Consider the following 18,391-nt stretch of genomic DNA (forward strand, 5'->3'; position numbering starts at 1 on the left):
TGATATTGTGTAACTTCATCTGAATAAGGAATTACCTTATCGATATGCTTGACCACCTTATATGGCTTCTCTAGTTTTACGCAATCCTCAACAAACGCTTCAGGATCTCCGTTTAATTTGTCTTTAACAATAACTGCAATAAAATCATCTTTAGATAGAGAGCGCCAACCATCAAGATAATCGATACTTACGCACTTCTTTCTTCTAATTTTGACTTCTACTGGCTCTAATTTTTTAATAGGATTATAATCTATTTATCAATCATATTAATTTACCTCAACTCATCACTCAAAGGCACAACAATTTCATCCAACGTCTTTCTCCACTGACGCTTCATCTCCGGCCCATATTTCAAAGGTTTTACATCTGGATTTATCTCTTTATATTTATCAAACTGCTTGCTATTAATAATTCCTCCGATATTCGGAATAGGTTCTGTTCCTATTACATATTGAATAGCAGATGAATGTAGCTCTCCTGCTTCCACGAACCAAGTATTTGCAAATTCTTCAATTGCTTTAATAAGCTCTTTAGTAAAGAAGCGTCTTTTCACAACAAAAATATCTTCTTCTGCGTCTATTTCTTTTTCATCGATACCGTCTAATATGGCATGGTACACATCTTTAACAATTTCTGCTTTCTTCAGCTTTTGAAGGGCTTTTTCAATCTCTTCCCGGATGTTTTTATTATTCGCTGAATATGTCCCTAAGAGTTGATCAATATAGGTTGAATCAATATCATAAATCTTTATCGCATTTTCTCCATAGAATTCAATGTCAGAGAAATCAGGTTCTGGCCCCTCATCGTCGCCTTCATCGATTAATGAACCCTTTACTGTGTTGTAGACACCTATATACTCCTCTACCGTCTTAACCTGCTCTTCAAGTGCTTGTGACTTCTCCATATCATCGTTATAATCATCATACGTAACTAGAGCTTCGAAGGAATTGTTTAACTCTTGGAAAGCTTTCACAAATTCAATTCGAGTTTCAAGTGAAGAGTGCTCATCAATCTCAGTAGGACTCGGGACGAGTGTTTTCAATGTTTTATGAGCCTTTTTGAAACGTTTCTTTGATTCTTCATACGTTGGATATACAAGAGTAGATTCCTCTTGTTCTTCAGAATATAATTTTGTTGCATCCTTTACACTTTGCTCCATTGTCGCAGGTTTTCGGAATGTTACAATCAATCCCTTTGTCTTTCCTGGATACGTACGATTCGTTCGTGAAAAAGCTTGAATCAAATTAGCATAACTTAAATTACGGTCTACAAACAAGGTTTGAATCGTTGGAGCATCAAATCCAGTCAATAATCGGTCTACGACAATTACAAGGTCAATTTGTTTTCCAAACTCTTTGAACTCTGCTTTTTTACGAGCCAAACGGTTATTGATGTCACCATTATAACGTTCTATATCTTCTATCGACCAAGCAGTATGATAATAATTATTATAGTCCTTAATAATTTCCTTCATTTCATCTTGGTTTTGGTTGGAATTTTCATCATTTTCTTGTAAGGAGTATGTGATAGCAATTCGTGGGAAGTCTGGATCTTCAATCGTACGACCTGTTCGGATCGGGTGTCCCGCAAATTCTTTTGTCAACCAATCCGGGTCTTTTGTCATTTCCTTGATTGCATGATAATAACTTTTCGCCATATCAATGGAACTTGTTGTTAAAATGGCAGCCTTTTGTGGACGCCCATTTTGGAAATCAAACTTGACATAGGCATTATCAGGTCGGAATATTTTATGAATGACCTTTTGAATGTGGTCATTACGTACATAAGTAGATGGTTCAAGATAGGTTTCCTTTTCTATCCCATCCATTTGGTCAATCATTTCGTTAATTTCATCGTCACTAAAAATTACATATTTTTCATTTTGTCGTAGCTGTTCAAAAATATGATTATATAATGATGTTGTTTCAATCGTATCTTCGTGTTCGACTTGGAATCCCAAAACGGCTCCATCACCTAAGGCGTTTTTAATCGTGTAAGTGTGCAATACATCTCCATATTGGTCGCGAGTGGTACGAGCTAAGCGTCCTTTAGCTTGTTTTTTATTTTCATTAAATATCGGCGTACCTGTAAATCCAAACCAAGTTGAATTTGGAAAGAACTGTTTTATGTCTTCCATTCCTTCAGCACTCAACGCACGGTGGCACTCATCCACAACAAAGACAATATGTTGCCCTAATAGTTTCTTAAAGCGTTGGGTTCCTTTTTGTTCCTCTTGCTTTTGAGCATAACGCAAAGCAGCATCTAATTTTTGACGAGTAGTAATAATTACTGTATTCGAGTTAGCATCAGACAGAAGAGTATCACTCAGCTCTTTCGCACTACCTGTTCCAACAATTAAACTATTTGACTTGGCATTACCTGAGGAAATACCCGTATTAAATTCGGACGCAAATTTAGTAAACTCTGTCGTTGTTTGATTATCCAAGTCTTTTCGATCAATGAGCATGATTGTACGATCCACACCTGGTTTACGAGCCAATAACTTTGTTGAAACAAAACTTGTCAACGTTTTACCAGAACCGGTGGCATGCCACACATATCCTGATTGATGTTTAGTAGCAGAAGTAAACAAAGCTTCAATCGCATGAATTTGGTATGGGTGCAGAACCATTAAAGCTTTATTGTCTTGCTCCTCACTTACAATCGTATAATTGGCAATTAAGCGATGGGCGTCTGGAATATTTAACACTTGTTTTACAAATTCATAGAGATTTTCTACTTTACGGTTGTCTGTTGTTCTCCAACTAAAGACAAATTTCTTATGCATGTCTTTCGGCAACGCATTCGCAAAATAGCGAGTCGTTTGTTCGTTTGAAATAACAAATAACTGAAGAGTAGAAAAGATATTATTTCGAAACATCCGTTCCTCTGCGTACTTCTTTACTTGATTATATGCTTGGAATACGCCGTCTTTGGCACTGACTTGTTTTAATTCAATTTGAACGATTGGCAGACCATTAATTAAGAGTGTCACATCAAAGCGGCGATCACGTCCATCTAGGTTAGTCTTTTGTTTAGCTATCTGATGAACAACTTCGTAAGTAGAAATCCCCCCCCCAATATCTTGGTTAGAATACAATACTAATGACATTGAACCGAGGGCCACATCCTCACGTTCAATCGTAATCCGAGCAATCCCATTTTCCCCTTTGAGCCATCTTGCAGCATCAAAAGGGGTCTGTGTTTTAGATAATAATTCTGTTTTAATCGTGTCAAATTCTTTATCAGTAATGGGGACTTCACCAATTTCAGATAAGTTATTTTGAGTAATTATTTTACGCAAGTTGTTCCAAAGGTCTTTTTCAAATTTTAAGTCAGGACGATAATTCCACTGGTTATACCCTTCTCCTAATACTTCAATTAGTCGACGTTCCACTTCAGCTTCATCGTTATGAGATATCTTTGTCATGTTTAGTCCCTCCTCTACTGTTTCTTAGACGAACATTTTTTGTAGGAATGCTTTTTTCGTTTCTTTTAATACTTCTAATTCACATTGATAAAGAGCGATAGTATCGTCTAGTTTTTTTAAGAATTTTCCAATTTCAATTTGTTCTTCTATTAATGGAAACATACTTTCAAATTTCAGAAGGTTCGTAACGCTAATACCAAATACCTTCATTCCTGTTCCCGTCCTATAACCATACTTCCTAAAAGTTGGTGAATAGAATAAATAGTAAAGAAACAAAGAATCCACTTGTTTTGATTTTGGTCTCAAAGCTATAGTATGAAGTCCAGATACTAGCTTGTATGGAATGTCTATGGTGATTACAGCAGGTGTGGCTATTCCTTGATAATCTTCCGAAGCATCAGCTAATACTATATCTCCCTTTTCCAGAGATTCATAGTTTCCAATTTTTATATCCGGGAGATTACTTGACTCATCTATTACACCTGCAACTTTCGTATGGATGTCACCATAATGAATATACTTATATCCTGTATATTCATTCGTCTCCACATCACGAGATAAAGAGTATGACTTTAACCTATCCACCATTGAATCCAACTTACGCTTTTCCCAATCCCTAGCAAATCCTGGAAAACGAACTTCCGGCATCGACTCCCCTTCTTTTGGAAACATTTTTTTCAAGAATCCCTGTTTTGTTTGTTTGAGGGTGGTTAGTTCTTGCTGATGAAGAGAAATTGAGTCGTCTATTCTACGAAGGAATTTAGCAATTTCCATTTGCTCTTCAACTTTTGGAATCGTAATGCTAATACTCATAAATTCCTCATAATTAATGTTAAGCAATCCATCCATACGTGCACCAGAAGATATTAGTTTCGATAGTTCTCTGTCAGGGAGTTTGGTTGCAAACATATACTCTATAAAGTCCGGACATGCTTCTTCGCTTGTCTTAAAGCTGTGGTACACCCTAGGTACAAGTGCTTCTTCGTATGTTCTTAATTTAAATACTGCACCATACTTAGCTAGTTTAGAATTACCATGATTATAAGAAAGCTCACCTTTAGATAAAAGTGTGTAATTTTTTTGTTCTTTCCCTGCTATGTTTCCAGAAAAACGTTCTCGTTGATCGAGCCAACCACTTCCTGCTGAAATGGTAAGAGTCGGTAAATCCATCCTTCCATCATTTCCTCGTACTCTTTCTGAAACTTCACCCAACTTACGCTGTTTCCATTCTCCAGTAATCCCTGGAAATCTTATTTCTGGTGTATGCTTATTTTTCACGATTAAACACCTCTAACGCTCCCTTAACCCATTCTTCATTTTTCTCCTCATATTGTAGCGTTGCAATCATGTCATAAAGGCTAGATTCTAGCTCAGCTTTCTCTTTTCGAATATCTTTAATGGTTGAGCCAATTGCAGCCATATCAACAGGCGGTTCTTCCACAAATGTATCTACGTAACGAGGAATGTTCAAATTGAAATCATTTTCTTTGATTTCTTCAAAGTTAGCAACATGAGAATATTTATCAACATTTTCTCGTTTTTTATACGTTTCAACAATCTTATCTATGTTTTCTTTAGAAAGCTTATTTTGATTCTTCCCTTTTATAAACTCCTTACTTGCATCAATAAATAAAACATCACGAGTGCTACGGTTTTTCTTCAAGATGATAACTGTTGTCGGAATAGATGTTCCAAAGAATAGGTTTCCTGGCATTCCAATCACAGCATCAATACTACCATCTTCTAATAATTTCTTACGAATGACCCCTTCTGCTGCCCCACGGAATAATACTCCATGTGGTAAGACGATGGCCATTGTTCCTGAATCTTTCAAATGATAGAAACCATGTAAAAGAAAAGCAAAGTCTGCTTTTGATTTTGGTGCCAGCTTTCCGTAGCGATTGAAACGAGAATCATCTAAGAATGTATCATCTGCAGACCATTTTGCCGAATAAGGAGGATTCATCAGGACCGAATCAAAAGTATAAGGCTCGTCCATCGGCCAATCTTTATTCAATGTATCCCCATTGTTTAACCGCATATCTTCTTTTTTTACACGATGCAAAATTAAGTTCATCTTCGCAAGGTTATAAGTGGTTGTGTTTAGTTCTTGTCCATGATACTTTACACTTTCTGGGTGGTTAATGTAGTTTCGAATGTTTAACATCAATGAACCCGATCCCATCGTTGGGTCATAAACGCTAAACAGCTTTTTCTCTTCTTGCCCTATTGCAGCAATACGTGCCATCATGACTGATACTTGATGAGGCGTATAGAATTCACCAGCTTTCTTGCCGGCTTCTGACGCAAATTGACCTATTAAGAACTCATAGGCATCTCCAATTACATCGCCATCGTGACCTATTACATCAACATCATTTAATTTTTTTAATACTTCTGTGATAGTAATGTTCCGCTGTTGGTCATCAGAACCCAATTTTTTTGAGTTTAAATCTACATCATCAAACAACCCACTGAATTGATCATATTTTGTAGATAAGTCGATAAATGCTTTATTCAAGTCATTCAACTGGAATGTGTTTTGTTTTGCTTGTTTCGTTAATACGTTGAATAAGTAGTCTGGCTCAATATGATAGCCTAATGTATCAACTAATGTTTCAATCAAGTCATCTTTTACATCTACATCTGCCATTAAATTTGTATATAATTGAGTTTGTTTCTCTTGTGTGTTGTATTCCTCTAGCGATTCATCTGCCTCTTCTACTACCTTGACTAAGATGTTATCAGATAAGTATTTATAAAAGATTAATCCTAATAAGTAGTCTTTGTATTCAGAAGCATCCATTTTGCTTCGTAAGTTATCTGCGGCACTAAATAATCTTGAGTTTAAATCTGCCATGTTTTGTTCCTCACTTTTTCAGTATTTTTCTATGCAAAGATGTACTTCTTGTAACAGCTTCTTACTTTACTAAAGCATCCGTTAGCATTTAAAGAGAGAAGCTTGTCCTCTCACCGTTATTCCAATTACATCCGAGCGTAAATCCATCATTTCAATAGTCACAGGAGTACATCGAGAAAACAACTCTTCTAGCACAGGTAATGTGACCTTTTTATGAGTTATTTTACTTTATTATACCATTATACCTTCATACTTGAATTTTACATTACAAAATCTTTTGTTTCTCCGACACTCTATAGTAATGAAGTGAAATAGGTTATTCCATGCGCAAGAATCAAGTTAAAAAAGGGATTCCAACTAAAATTTTTGTCTATTTAAATATTTTTAAATTAAGTCAAACGAATTAAATAACTTCAAAAACAAACTTTTAAACCCTATTAAACCTAGTACATTCTATTCATTTCTCCTTTGAAAAGTTGTTGCTATGTCTTGCAAAGCTTTTCAACACCATTTTTGAAAATGTTTGACTATGCAACTTCCGGTAGTGTTTACTGTTTCCATAATACAATTTTAGGAGATTCTTAAATGGATATAACTAATAAAACAATGACATATGAAGAGATGCTATCTTGGACTCGCACACAATTCTCAGAACTTATAGAATTGGTAGAGGAAGATGCAGGACAAAAATGTGTAGCAACTTTTATATATTCTAAATTACATATTATAAGTTCAGAAAATGAGGTTATTATTCGCTTTACAGAGGTGATTAACGAGATCGCAATTTCAGGAATATGTTTTAAGAATCATAGGAAGGGCTACTTAACTCGCTTAGTTTCTTTACTAAAAGATTACGGTAGAGCAAATGATTAGAAGGTAATAAAACTAGAGAGTTGCAATGAAAAGACAGCTAACTATGCTAAAAAACATGACTTTATCCAAGCATATGAACACAATTATTATGCACCAGTTTTTGAAGGTGCAAAACTTCCTAACCTTATTTACTATAATGCTGCAATTTTAGTCATGAACGAATATGCATCTAAATTTAAACTCAATAATCGTGAGGTTTGCGATCTCTTTGAGGAGGCTATTAAAACGGCAAGAAATGAAAACAATAAATAATATTAATAGAAGTGTGCACTCTAGTGCCCACTTCTATTTACTTTGTAATATTCATGCCATTAATGGGATCAACTGTAAAACTATTGAAGAGTATCGTTGTACTGCGAAGCAAATAGTTCTGGTGTTTTTCGTCGTTGAATCAAGATTAACGCCCTAAACAACAAAGAGACGCGTTATGAAATAAACGCGCCCGATTACGGAAGAGCTTTGCTAATATTTTATTGAAGAAACGCGGTCATTTTTAGAATATTATTACTTAAACCTTGTTAGGGGGAGACCACAGTTACTTGAATCAGTAAAGATTTGGTTTAATCATTTTTTTACATCTTATCCATATAACACTATTATTTACTAGAGAATATTTTAAACTCTTCATATATGTCATGTGTTAACTTCGATAGAGGCCGCTTATCCCAACTTTCCTTATCAATATTACTCATAAATATTGAATTAATTACTTCATTTTTTGACTGAAACAAATCAGGGAACTGCTCTAACAATTCATCAATTCTACTATCATTATATATAACTGCATTCCGAATAATATCCCTAACATAATCTTTATGCTTTTTATATAATAACTCAATTTTCAAGTATTGATTTAAATTTTCAACCTTACATTTTTGCTTTTCATCTTTACATATCACCTTTATATCAAAACTGTTACTTGCCCCTGTCCAGTATAAAAAATCATTATTAATAGGACTTGTTTGGAAAACTACACCACTCCCGAATTCATCCTCATAAGGATAATACAAATCATGCTCGTAAGTATTTAAATCATGCTTTTTAGAATTACAAATACTGCAACTAGGTATCAAGTTATACAAAGAAACCGACAAATAAGAAAAACGACTCTTGGGAAAAAAATGGTCAAATTGAGGCCGAATCCCTTCGTTTGCTAAAGTAAATGTATACTGCCTGTTACAGTATGGACAAACTCTAACACTTAACTTTTCCAGAAAGGCTTTTGACCAGACTCTATTGGTAAAATTTACATATAACCTATCAAATCGATCCATTTTTTCCAATGGGATTTCACCAATAGTTTTAATGATTTCAATTAAATCACTTTTATTTCCAATTATTAACTTTTTAAGTTTCTTTTCATCGATGCTTCCGGATTCATCAGAAAAGTAGTCATGTAATTTTTTATATTTTGATATTTCATTTACATCTTCAATAATGGACTTAATACTTTTTCTATTATCTTTAAAATGTTCTGTTTGAATTAGTTCCTTAATATTGTCATCAATTTCAATCTTTATCATTTTGTTTTGCCTCTAATTCATTTACATGTATTTGGAGTTTTTCTATTTGTTTCATTAAAACTTCAATTGTGTCTGAAATCCTTCTAGGTTCTTCATATTTTTTTAACTTCCCTTTCAGTTTTAAATTTTCATTATATAAATCAGTATAGTTTAATAGAAATTTGTCATTAAACATTTTCATAATTCTGTTTTGTATCAATGGCTCACCGATAGAATTAATAATATATAACCACTCATTTTTTTGTTCCTCAGTCACATCTTCAATTTTGCTATCATTAATTGATGAAATAACTTCTTTTATTGTATTAGTTGCAAACTCTCCCATTGTAGAAGACATAAAGAATCCATCTTTTAAAAGAGTGTGGATATTGGCCCCGAAAGTATTAAGTAGTCTTTTTACAGGCTTACAATAACCAGTGATATCCTTTTCTAAATAGATAATACTATTAGATTTAATGTCAGATAAAATAAATGGAGAATGTGTTGAAATAACAACTTGAAATTTCTTTTTATCCTCACTTAAATCCTTTAAAAAGAGTACCAACTCACTTATAAAATTTCTTGTTAGTTCAGGATGCATTCTTGCCTCTGGTTCATCTAATAAAATAATATATTTTTCTTTACTGGGTGTAAGTAGAGAAACCTGCTCATAAAGTGAAGCAAAAAATCCTAAATATGCAGTTTCACCATCACTTAGATTTTCAATTGAATAATCAAAGTAACCGCCAAACACAGTAAACATTTCATTAAATTCACTCTTTGCTTTTTCGTCAACAGTTACGTCAATAACTCGTAAAAGTTTATTCATACTTACTTGTTTTGTAATATCTATACTTATATAATCCTTGTGAAATTTAAAACTTTTGTTCATGGACAATTCGTCAGCTAAAGCCGTATAGCATTTTAAAACATGCTGAGTGCCGTCCTCTTCTTTAATGTAACTATCAGATATTCTTTTTATAATATTAAAATAATAATCCTTATATCCTTTCAGAGACTTTCTTTTTACATTAATTTCAGATAATAACTCTTCTTTGTTCACCTTTATCTCACTATTTTTAATATTGTTAATAGAATTAAAAAAGTACTGTACAAAGGATTCGAGAACCTTACATATTTCCTTTTCTCTTCCATTAAGTTCATTATATGAAAATTGCATCACCAGTTTGTTTTTATCATCGATACCATCAGTTAAATAATAACTGTTATAACTGATTTTCAGGGTATAGTTATCATTTTGAAACATAAGCCTTTTAGGTTTTTGCAATTGTTTATATAGCATTTGTACCTTCATAGCTAATAATTTTGATTGAAAGTATGCATTTCTTCTTGGTACAGAAATTTTGTAATCATCTTCTGGTTTAGTAGAACTATAATCATAATATTTATCGTTGAGATTTTCACGAAGTGATATTATGACAAGTTTATCCTGTTCACTTTTGTAATCTCCATAATATCTCATACCATCTGTTCTATATTCTCCCAGCCTAACATTTAAATCATATCTATGTATTAACATTTCCTCTCTATAATTGCATATTAATGCAAACCAATATTTACTCCTCCAATATTCAATATTTAATCCAGATTCAAATTTTATAATGCTTTGAAAACTCTCAATATCATTGCCCTCAAAGCAAAATAAATCTTGATCATTATCATCTTTGCCCATGTAGTAGATGAAAAAATAAATTGAATGTTTAATTTCAGCTTCAACATCACCTGGTATTCGATAGGGGCCTTTCTTTTTTTTGTATTTCACTTCAAATTCAGCGTTATTTTTACTCCTATCATTAGTTCTTAGTCCCAATACATCTAATAAATTTGTTTTACCTACGCCGTTTTTACCTACTATAGCATTAATATTGGTTATATACTCCGGATAAATTGTGATATGAGTTTTGTTTGGTGTTATTTTAATGCTTTTATTGGAATTATCGAATTTTATTATAAATTTTTCACTAAAATGTAGTTCAACGTCTTTATAGTTTCTAAATTTTTCTATCCATGCATAAACCAGCTCCATCCATTTCTCCCCCAAACTCTTTTTTAGTTACTATTGCAACAATCTAAAATATGCCTATATAGCGCACCCTTTTTTATTTCGACAATAATTTTAAATCCTTCAATTATATTTAATAATCTCATTATATATTAACTTACTGTAGTTTCCTTGATTGTGAAATTCATTTGAATTACATCTTTAAAGTTGAATCCATTGGCATAATAAGATTTATTCCACATAATGGCCCGATTTTTGAATGCCTACCAGCGATAAAATAAAACCTCTTTACTTTAAAGGCATTCGTTCTTAAACGAAATTATTTGTTATTTTCTATGAAATTCTTTCCTAGAAGAAAAAAATAATAAAAATTTTTCTGCCTCTACTAGGTTTAACTTTTTATTCTTCCCGTAAAAAAAACGAGCCCCTGGTATGTCATTCTTGAGAGGGTAATAACATTACACTCTAGCTTAAAGGCATACTTAATCCCTTCGGGTAATACCAAGCCCCCCTTCGGACAAAATATCCCACCACATAACTTTCCTTTGATGACCAGAAACAGCTATTAGAAAAACCAAAACCTCCCCCTCATACTTTCTCTTGATATGTTGTATATTCACTTATTACTTTTTTCTAACTTAGTTCTACACCAATAAGAAAGGATGCTTTTGAGTCTATCCCATAATCATTTCAAATACCTAAGAAATAACATGATTACAACTCTAACAGTTGAAAGGATGAATGAATAATGTATATTTGTCATTTTTGTCACACTAATACTTCAGAAGCTTTTGTAGGTTCAAAAAACCAAGCCAAGGTCTACTCCTGCTTTACCTGCTTCATAAAAACACTGAAGCCATTTGAGTTTGATGGAGAGTTAGTTTACTATCCACTGTTTGGCATTCGTGACATTCAAGCTAAAGATTCGGTTGCCTATTATGATAAAGAAGGTAACGAAATTGCAAGAGTATTCCTAAAATCCTATGAAGAAGGCTTTTTATGCTTTTTGAAGGAAACTATTCTTGAGGAAACCAATCTGACACCTGAGGACATTAAATTAGTCATTGAACCATTCGATATTCTTTTAAAGGAATAGTCAAGACAGGTAAGTGTTGCTTGTTTTCCCATAAAAAATAAGTGGAATATCATTCCCCTTTTAAACAACTTGGTAGTATCGTGGATACATATCCTTAGTTCAAGAAATTATACATTGAAGCTCCTCTTGGTCATATATTGGGTTCTCCAATAGATAAGGAATTAGTATAGAAGTTCTTGTGTAAAATATGTGTAAAACCAGTTCAAATTCAATCGTTTTCTATCGCAAACTCAATTAATACAAAAAGCTCGTAAACCCTTATGTATGAAGGCTTACGAGCTAATAATGAATTATTAAAATTAATGTAAATTATGTAGATGGTACCGGTGGTGGGGGTCGAACCCACTCTATATAAGTTGATTTATTCGGAAGGATATAATATTTCACTCAATAGACTCTAGCTATTTTTAGTTACATCATTTCAATATTATTGTAATTTGATTTAGATATAGAAAAACATCGCGATATTTAAGCTCATAATGGCTAGACACATTTTAGTAGGTCCTTATAACAAATAACAGTGATAACAAACTCCTTTTAATTAAAGTGTAAACTGCTCTTTATTTACTGCAATCTTAATCCAACATAAACTCCACTCCGACACATCTAAAATGCTTAAACATCCGATACTCACCTCCCCAACTCCAGCGGTATCCTCCCTCTATTGTTCTAATAAACTCAATGTCAGGGATTAATTCTGCTAATTTTGCACGAAGCCTAGATATAACTTTTTTATGGCTGCTTCTGGATTTCTGGACTGTTGTGAGAGTCTGGAAAAATAATGTCTTGTCTAGTTACTTCATTAGGATTTTTCATTAAGTACTCTAGGATAGCGGCGTTTCTAAGTGGTATTGATGTACTTCTTCCCTTATATGAAACTTCTGTATCGTTCAGACTGATCTGATTAAATATAAAAATAGGTTGATCGATGTCTGAATGGATATCGTATTCTTCTTCTGAAATGTCACTGTACTCTTTTCCATTTAAAATCATTTGGTATGGCTTTATTTCTTCCTGTGGTTCCATGCCTTCTCTTATTTCACTTAACAACAGCTTCAGTTCCTCGTTTTTTTCTAATTCTTTATACGGCATATCATCAATATGATCCAGAGATGCTTGAGCAATGATTTTACTATTTTTAAGTATGTAGTAATGCGCCTTTACTTTTTGTTCTGAAGTTAACTTCTTTCTTGTTTGAGTAGGATTTGAATGAGCAGCAAGGTAAAAGGTATCTAGTGACTTTGTTCATTCCTCTTCATAAAAGTATAGGAAACCAAGTCTATAGTGAGCACGTGCATTTTCAGGTTCTAACCTACCGACCTGCTGAAATGCTTTGATCGCTCTCTCATAGGAACGATCTTTTATTTTCAAGGACTCACCTTGCAGAATTAAGAGATATGCTTTTACTTCTTTGTAACCAATGTTGTCTCTATCCTTGGACGACAAATTTGTAAAAAGGCTGACTCCTTCGCTGACCCATCTTCTATCTGTCTCATCCTCTCTGGCCCACCATTCATCTTCTAATTCTAGCAATTCTTCTAATGTATATTCTGAGTATCTTGGCATCTTCTGCTCTACTTATCTAAAAGTTGCATCAATAATAAAGACTAATTCTATTTCACTACACATATCCCCTCCTTTCGTTGTGACAGAGCTGTCACAAGGTTCTTGCTACACTTATCTCAACAAAACAAAAGGAGATGGTAAGTATGAAGAAGGAAACATTGTTTGCACGTCATGTTTTTTTACAATCGGAACTAAACGAGGGATTAACTGGTGAGAAAAGTAAGATTGGTACCTTCTTGCAAGAAATGCTTGTTCATCTAGCTAACGATCTTAGGTTGTCACACGATATTGCAGAAGACATTTGGTCAGAAGCACTTGAACAGGCATCTCAAAATGTAGAAAGAATAGGTCGAGAAATGCTCATTGATCCAACAAAACAGGAGTTGCCTCTTGCAGAATTAGACCCCTATATTCGTGGGATTGTCCGTTGGTTGAATGTCTTAGGTGTCCATACAATCAGTTGCTGTGATGGTCATAATAGCCGACCTGCACATGTATACTTCAAGAACCATTTAACAAATACACAAATACGAATCTTAAAAGCTTGTACCTTACCAGACGTAAAAGTAAGAATAGAAGGTAAAAGAGCGGGCTTTTACTACAACCCTGGCAAGGTCCATAAGCTGCTTGATATTGCAGAACGTCTTTTTACCCTTGTAAAAGACCCTAAGAACATCATTGATTTAGAAGCTGGATTTTTTAAGTCTAAGATGATTGATTTATTGTCTATCTCCGGGGCTAGTGGAAACGAAAGAAGATTTAGAAACTACTTGCGTAAAAAATTGAAATCCCTGACGGACTATACGTATATGGATCGTGCTGGAAACCTTCTTGCTTATCTTTATTGTGGAGATGGCCCGACGGTTTTACTATCTGCTCATATGGATACTGTGGAGGAATTTGAATCAGGTCGCACTATCTTAGAAGAGGGAACGACACTCACTAGCTCAAAAGGCATTTTAGGGGCTGATGACCGCGCAGGAATCGCTGTGATTTTAGAGACCCTCTCACGCATTACCAAAACGAACTTTAATGGCACGGTAAAAGTTGCTCTAACAGTAAAAGAGGAAATTGGTTGTGTCGGCTCAAGAGCAATCGACCCTGAGTTTATTGAAGATGTTGACGGAGCCATAGTTGTCGACCGTAGAGGAAAACGTGATATCGTCGCATCAAACGGCGGCGTTTCATTTTGTTCTGTTGGGTACGGCGAACTATTTGAAGAAGCAGGAAGGTTAGCAGGCATGAATGACTGGAAGATGACGCCCGGTGGATTAAGTGATGCGAAAGTTTTTGCGAGTTTTGGAATCCCCTCTGTGAATTTATCTGCTGGGTATTGGAATGAGCATAGCGAATTGGAAGTAGTTGATTACAAAGCAACTTATGAGATGGTTAAACTAGTGGAAGGTGTGCTGAACCATCAGTTAATACCGTTTAAGGGGGAGAATTGGGTGAATATGATTTAGGTAAGATTTAATTTTGACTGAGCTGTATTTATTCTAACTTTTAATTACAAAGATGGCTACGCTAATACGTGTAGCCATCTTTGTAATATATTTAGAGACTTTGCCTTTAAAATTTAATAACGTTTCTTGAAATAATGATGAACGTGGTTAATCATTGGAGTATGTTGACTTCTACTTTAAGTTTCATTCAATCCTCAAAATAATCCAAGTCTACCTTCTTAACTACATAGTTGGTTACTTTAGTAACTCCAATGTCATATTTAAACATATAGTTTGCTAAATCAGGACCATTTAGTAGAATAATTTTCTTTTCAATACGATTAACGTATTCTTTTGCTCCATCAGTGAAATCTGAGGTTGTGATAAATACGCCCTTCCTAGCACGCTGCCCCTCCAGACTGCCAGCAAATTTCTGTATTTCTGGACGTCCTACCACACCTTCCCATCGTTTAGCTTGAATATAGATCATGTCTAATCCCAATACATCTTCCTTAATTATACCGTCAATTCCTTCATCGCCACTCCGCCCAATTGCCTTTCCAGCATCTTGAATGGACCCTCCATATCCCATAGATACTATAAGTTCGACAACTAAACGCTCAAAAAATTCGGGAGAACAACTTTTAACTCTGTCTAGTATTTCATCCTCTATCTGTTGTTCAATAATTTTATAACTCTGATCTAATTGTTCTTGTGGTGTTAATTTTTCATCCTTAGAGGGTGGATTCAAAGGGGAGGGCACTTTCGTGTTTGTTTTGTTAAACTCTTGAAATTCTTTATATCTTTCTAGGTATACCTTAGTTAAGTTAGTAACTGTAGGATCTTTCAACACTTCTCTACCACGGCTAGTAATAACAAAGGTAGCTCGCCTCACTGTATGCAATAGTTTGGCTTTTTTAAGGTATGTACGTGCCCAGCCAATTCGATTGTGATAAACCAATTGTTTACCGCTTGGCAACATTTCTTCCTTATCTTCATTAGTTAATTTAAAGTGTTCTGCAAGATATCCATATGCTTCTTGTAGGGTGTGTTCCTTTTCATCTCCTAATAATTGAAGCAACGGATACATAAATGCCTGATAATCAGGAATCGCCATAAGTCACCTCTCTAAATATGAAATGGTATTCTTCTTTATACATTTAAAGCTGATATATTCCTCACACATTGACTACTAACATAACACCTAGTTCTTTAATTCCAATTTTTTCATAGCTTTATATTACCATGATAAATTCGACCTAAACAACTCCCCTACTTAAGATGCGCTTATATGATATAATTCCCATAAATAGAAATGAAGGGAATGGTCTAACAAAATGGAAAAGTCTAAGGCTAAGAAGACATTAACGATTGCCAAGAACCTACGAGCATTTAAGCGAAATGAAAATAATATTATGATGAACATCGGAGGTGACTTGATCCATATTAAGCGTGATGATAAACCCAAAGCATTCCATGAGTTAAAGAAGAAACTAATAGAAGCTGAGATGTGGGAGATAAAAGATTAATATTTTCTATCTGAAACTATTATTTCAAAGTGAACAATGCCTGACATTGTTCACTTTTTTCATTTATCTAAGGAAATTCAGTAAGTTATCCCACTCTCACCATGGTATAATTCTCCTAAAAATCAATGGAGGTCGCTAATGGCTGATAATCAATTGAAATCATTAATGGAATTATTCCAGCATCGTCTTTTTCGGATTCCGGACTATCAACGGGGTTATGCATGGGAGGAGCAACACTTGCTTGCTTTTTGGGAGGATTTATCGAACCTTCAAATAGATAAAGTCCATTATACAGGTGTCTTGACGCTTGAATTAGTGAGTGCTGATATTTACTCTAAATGGGAAGAGGAAAGATGGATTATTAGCAGAGGGTCTAAGCCCTATTTTATTGTCGATGGTCAGCAACGGCTTACGACTTCAATCATCTTGTTGCAAGCATTGATGGATACCCTTGCTGAAGATGAATTGCTTAACTTCAACTCAAAAGAAGACATTCGTAATATGTACATATGCCAGCAAGCTGCAAACGGAATCAAAAAGGCTTACATCTTTGGTTATGAAAAAGACAATCCAAGTTATGAGTTCTTAAAGACCGAGATATTCAAGGACTATTCTTCCTCTAGTCAAGGCGTTGAGACCTCATATACGAGGAACCTTATAGAAGCGAAGAAGTTTTTCAAAGCGAGAATTGACCCTCTTGACCTTTCTCAAAAGGAAGTCCTATTTAAGAAAGTCACTCAACAGTTAAAGTTCAATGTATTTGAAATAGACAATGATCTTGATGTATATATTGCGTTTGAGACGATGAACAACAGAGGGAAACCCCTTACCAATCTGGAATTGCTCAAAAATCGATTAATCTACTTATCTACTTTATTACACGAGGATGAGGAGTCCAAGTCCATCCTTCGTAAAGAAATAAATGAAAGCTGGAAGACGATTTATGAATACTTGGGTAAGAACCAAGATAAACCACTTGATGACGATGTCTTCTTAAAGAACCACTGGATTATGTATTACACCTACTCAAGAGATAAGTCGAACGTCTATGCGGATTACTTATTAAATGAGCAATTCACAGCCAATAGAGTCCTGAAGAAAAACGTACAACTTACTGACATTCAGAGTTATATCCGCAGCTTACAAGAAAGCATTAAAGTTTGGTATCTCATTCATCATCCGCAGAAGTTTGAGCATGAAGAAATTAGAGCTTGGATGCACAAACTAAAGAGACTTAGTCTCGGAGCATTTGCCCCATTAATTATGGCCTCTCTTCTTACAAGTGATCACGATCAAAGTATTGTGAAGCTATTGAAAGCTGTTGAACGGTATGTCTTTATCTTATTTAGAGTGTCTTCTCGTAACTCCAATACAGGGGACAGTCATTTTTATCGAACAGCTTCTAGCCTTTATAAAAAGGAAACAGATCTTTATTCAGTCGTTAACGATATAAACAACTGGACATGGGATTATACAGATATTGAAAGCTTCAAAAAGCAAATCTCAGATAATTATAAGAAGAAGAAAAATGGTTATTACGGTTGGAGAGGGTTACGCTACTTCCTTTTCGAATATGAAATTCATTTACGAGAAAAGTCTGGGAGTAGCGTCGATAAGATTGACTGGGATCGATATGAGAAGAACTCAGATAGTATAGAGCACATCTATCCTGCCACTGGTACTGACGTCTATTGGCAAAGCTATTTTGATTCATTTGAAGTTGATGAAAAAATGGTGTTTCTACACTCTTTAGGAAATCTAGTAGCTATTTCTCAAAGTAAGAATTCTTCATTGAAAAATGCAAGCTTCCTAGAGAAAAAGAACCCTAGCAACAGTAATAAGGGCTATTACAACGGATCATATAGTGAAATCGAATTAACTCGCTTTAAAGATTGGACCCCTGAATTAATCAATCAAAGAGAACAAGAGCTATTGCGTTTCTTAATCGACCGCTGGCAAATCGACACAGATGGTATCACCACTCATGACCTTTCGTTTACGAATAGAGTGTTTGGTGTGGGGAATTAAAAAACATCTAAGAGCCAGTGCGCAGGTAAATTACCTGGCACT

The 18,391-nt window shown here is 34.5% G+C and carries 13 protein-coding genes; 5 read left to right on the top strand and 8 right to left on the bottom strand.

Features of this window, described 5'->3' with window-relative positions; genetic code table 11:
- Positions 1–271: 271 nt before the first annotated feature.
- From AB3N04_RS06130 to AB3N04_RS06140, 3 genes are read right to left on the bottom strand one after another with little or no spacing between them, the layout of a single operon-like run.
- A complete protein-coding gene (locus tag AB3N04_RS06130) occupies positions 272–3,430 on the bottom strand; it encodes a type I restriction endonuclease subunit R (protein WP_368505216.1) in 3,159 nt (1,052 codons plus the stop codon).
- A gap of 24 nt (positions 3,431–3,454) precedes the next feature.
- Positions 3,455–4,708 carry a restriction endonuclease subunit S gene (locus AB3N04_RS06135; RefSeq protein WP_368505217.1) on the bottom strand — a complete coding sequence of 418 codons (1,254 nt, stop codon included), beginning with the start codon at positions 4,706–4,708 and terminating at the stop codon, positions 3,455–3,457.
- Positions 4,698–6,290, bottom strand: a complete 1,593-nt coding sequence (locus AB3N04_RS06140) for a type I restriction-modification system subunit M (protein WP_368505218.1) — start codon at positions 6,288–6,290, stop codon at positions 4,698–4,700. The genes AB3N04_RS06135 and AB3N04_RS06140 overlap by 11 nt, the downstream gene beginning before the upstream one ends.
- A 585-nt stretch (positions 6,291–6,875) precedes the next feature.
- Between AB3N04_RS06140 and AB3N04_RS06145 the strand changes: the two genes are divergently transcribed.
- Entirely contained in the window at positions 6,876–7,163 is a 288-nt protein-coding gene (locus tag AB3N04_RS06145) for a hypothetical protein (protein ID WP_368505219.1), read from the top strand.
- A gap of 596 nt (positions 7,164–7,759) precedes the next feature.
- Here the strand turns inward: AB3N04_RS06145 and AB3N04_RS06150 are convergent.
- Both AB3N04_RS06150 and AB3N04_RS06155 read right to left on the bottom strand, forming a co-directional pair.
- A complete protein-coding gene (locus tag AB3N04_RS06150; protein ID WP_368505220.1) occupies positions 7,760–8,686 on the bottom strand; it encodes an HNH endonuclease in 927 nt (308 codons plus the stop codon).
- The gene (locus tag AB3N04_RS06155) at positions 8,673–10,712 is read right to left on the bottom strand and encodes an AAA family ATPase (protein WP_368505221.1); all 2,040 of its coding nucleotides are present in this window, start codon (positions 10,710–10,712) and stop codon (positions 8,673–8,675) included. Before AB3N04_RS06155 ends, AB3N04_RS06150 begins: the two co-directional genes overlap by 14 nt.
- A gap of 724 nt (positions 10,713–11,436) precedes the next feature.
- Here AB3N04_RS06155 and AB3N04_RS06160 point away from each other — a divergent pair.
- A complete protein-coding gene (locus AB3N04_RS06160) occupies positions 11,437–11,784 on the top strand; it encodes a hypothetical protein (protein ID WP_368505222.1) in 348 nt (115 codons plus the stop codon).
- Positions 11,785–12,516: 732 nt separating this feature from the next.
- On the opposite strand, the gene AB3N04_RS06165 is transcribed toward AB3N04_RS06160, so the two are convergent.
- Positions 12,517–12,876, bottom strand: a complete 360-nt coding sequence (locus AB3N04_RS06165; protein ID WP_368505223.1) for a hypothetical protein — start codon at positions 12,874–12,876, stop codon at positions 12,517–12,519.
- A 153-nt stretch (positions 12,877–13,029) separates the two neighbouring features.
- Entirely contained in the window at positions 13,030–13,350 is a 321-nt protein-coding gene (locus AB3N04_RS06170; protein ID WP_368505224.1) for a tetratricopeptide repeat protein, read from the bottom strand.
- A 143-nt stretch (positions 13,351–13,493) separates the two neighbouring features.
- Here AB3N04_RS06170 and AB3N04_RS06175 point away from each other — a divergent pair, with 143 nt between their 5' ends.
- The gene (locus tag AB3N04_RS06175) at positions 13,494–14,813 is read left to right on the top strand and encodes a M20/M25/M40 family metallo-hydrolase (protein WP_368505225.1); all 1,320 of its coding nucleotides are present in this window, start codon (positions 13,494–13,496) and stop codon (positions 14,811–14,813) included.
- 187 nt (positions 14,814–15,000) lie between these two features.
- Here AB3N04_RS06175 and AB3N04_RS06180 read toward each other — a convergent pair whose 3' ends face one another.
- Positions 15,001–15,909, bottom strand: coding sequence for a restriction endonuclease (locus tag AB3N04_RS06180; protein ID WP_368505226.1), 909 nt, complete (start codon positions 15,907–15,909; stop codon positions 15,001–15,003).
- Between the two features lie 220 nt (positions 15,910–16,129).
- On the opposite strand from AB3N04_RS06180, the gene AB3N04_RS06185 reads away from it, so the two are divergent.
- Both AB3N04_RS06185 and AB3N04_RS06190 read left to right on the top strand, forming a co-directional pair.
- Positions 16,130–16,321: a hypothetical protein gene (locus AB3N04_RS06185; RefSeq protein WP_368505227.1), complete on the top strand. Its 192-nt coding sequence runs from the start codon at positions 16,130–16,132 to the stop codon at positions 16,319–16,321.
- A 138-nt stretch (positions 16,322–16,459) separates the two neighbouring features.
- On the top strand, positions 16,460–18,349 hold the full coding sequence (locus AB3N04_RS06190) for a DUF262 domain-containing protein (protein ID WP_368505228.1): 1,890 nt from the start codon (positions 16,460–16,462) through the stop codon (positions 18,347–18,349).
- Positions 18,350–18,391 lie beyond the last annotated feature (42 nt).

Origin of the sequence: Alkalihalophilus sp. As8PL (assembly GCF_040939795.1) — a bacterium.
Taxonomy (GTDB): Bacteria; Bacillota; Bacilli; order Bacillales; family Bacillaceae_D; genus Alkalihalophilus; species Alkalihalophilus lindianensis.

Bases quoted from the DNA above. Each gene is read 5' to 3' on its own strand.
- AB3N04_RS06155 (WP_368505221.1), bottom strand. From the start codon at position 10,712: ATGGAGCTGGTTTATGCATGGATAGAAAAATTTAGAAACTATAAAGAC.
- AB3N04_RS06185 (WP_368505227.1), top strand. From the start codon at position 16,130: ATGGAAAAGTCTAAGGCTAAGAAGACATTAACGATTGCCAAGAACCTA.
- AB3N04_RS06190 (WP_368505228.1), top strand. From the start codon at position 16,460: ATGGCTGATAATCAATTGAAATCATTAATGGAATTATTCCAGCATCGT.
- AB3N04_RS06160 (WP_368505222.1), top strand. From the start codon at position 11,437: ATGTATATTTGTCATTTTTGTCACACTAATACTTCAGAAGCTTTTGTA.
- AB3N04_RS06145 (WP_368505219.1), top strand. From the start codon at position 6,876: ATGGATATAACTAATAAAACAATGACATATGAAGAGATGCTATCTTGG.
- AB3N04_RS06175 (WP_368505225.1), top strand. From the start codon at position 13,494: ATGAAGAAGGAAACATTGTTTGCACGTCATGTTTTTTTACAATCGGAA.
- AB3N04_RS06170 (WP_368505224.1), bottom strand. From the start codon at position 13,350: ATGCCAAGATACTCAGAATATACATTAGAAGAATTGCTAGAATTAGAA.
- AB3N04_RS06130 (WP_368505216.1), bottom strand. From the start codon at position 3,430: ATGACAAAGATATCTCATAACGATGAAGCTGAAGTGGAACGTCGACTA.
- AB3N04_RS06165 (WP_368505223.1), bottom strand. From the start codon at position 12,876: ATGCCGTATAAAGAATTAGAAAAAAACGAGGAACTGAAGCTGTTGTTA.
- AB3N04_RS06180 (WP_368505226.1), bottom strand. From the start codon at position 15,909: ATGGCGATTCCTGATTATCAGGCATTTATGTATCCGTTGCTTCAATTA.
- AB3N04_RS06150 (WP_368505220.1), bottom strand. From the start codon at position 8,686: ATGATAAAGATTGAAATTGATGACAATATTAAGGAACTAATTCAAACA.
- AB3N04_RS06140 (WP_368505218.1), bottom strand. From the start codon at position 6,290: ATGGCAGATTTAAACTCAAGATTATTTAGTGCCGCAGATAACTTACGA.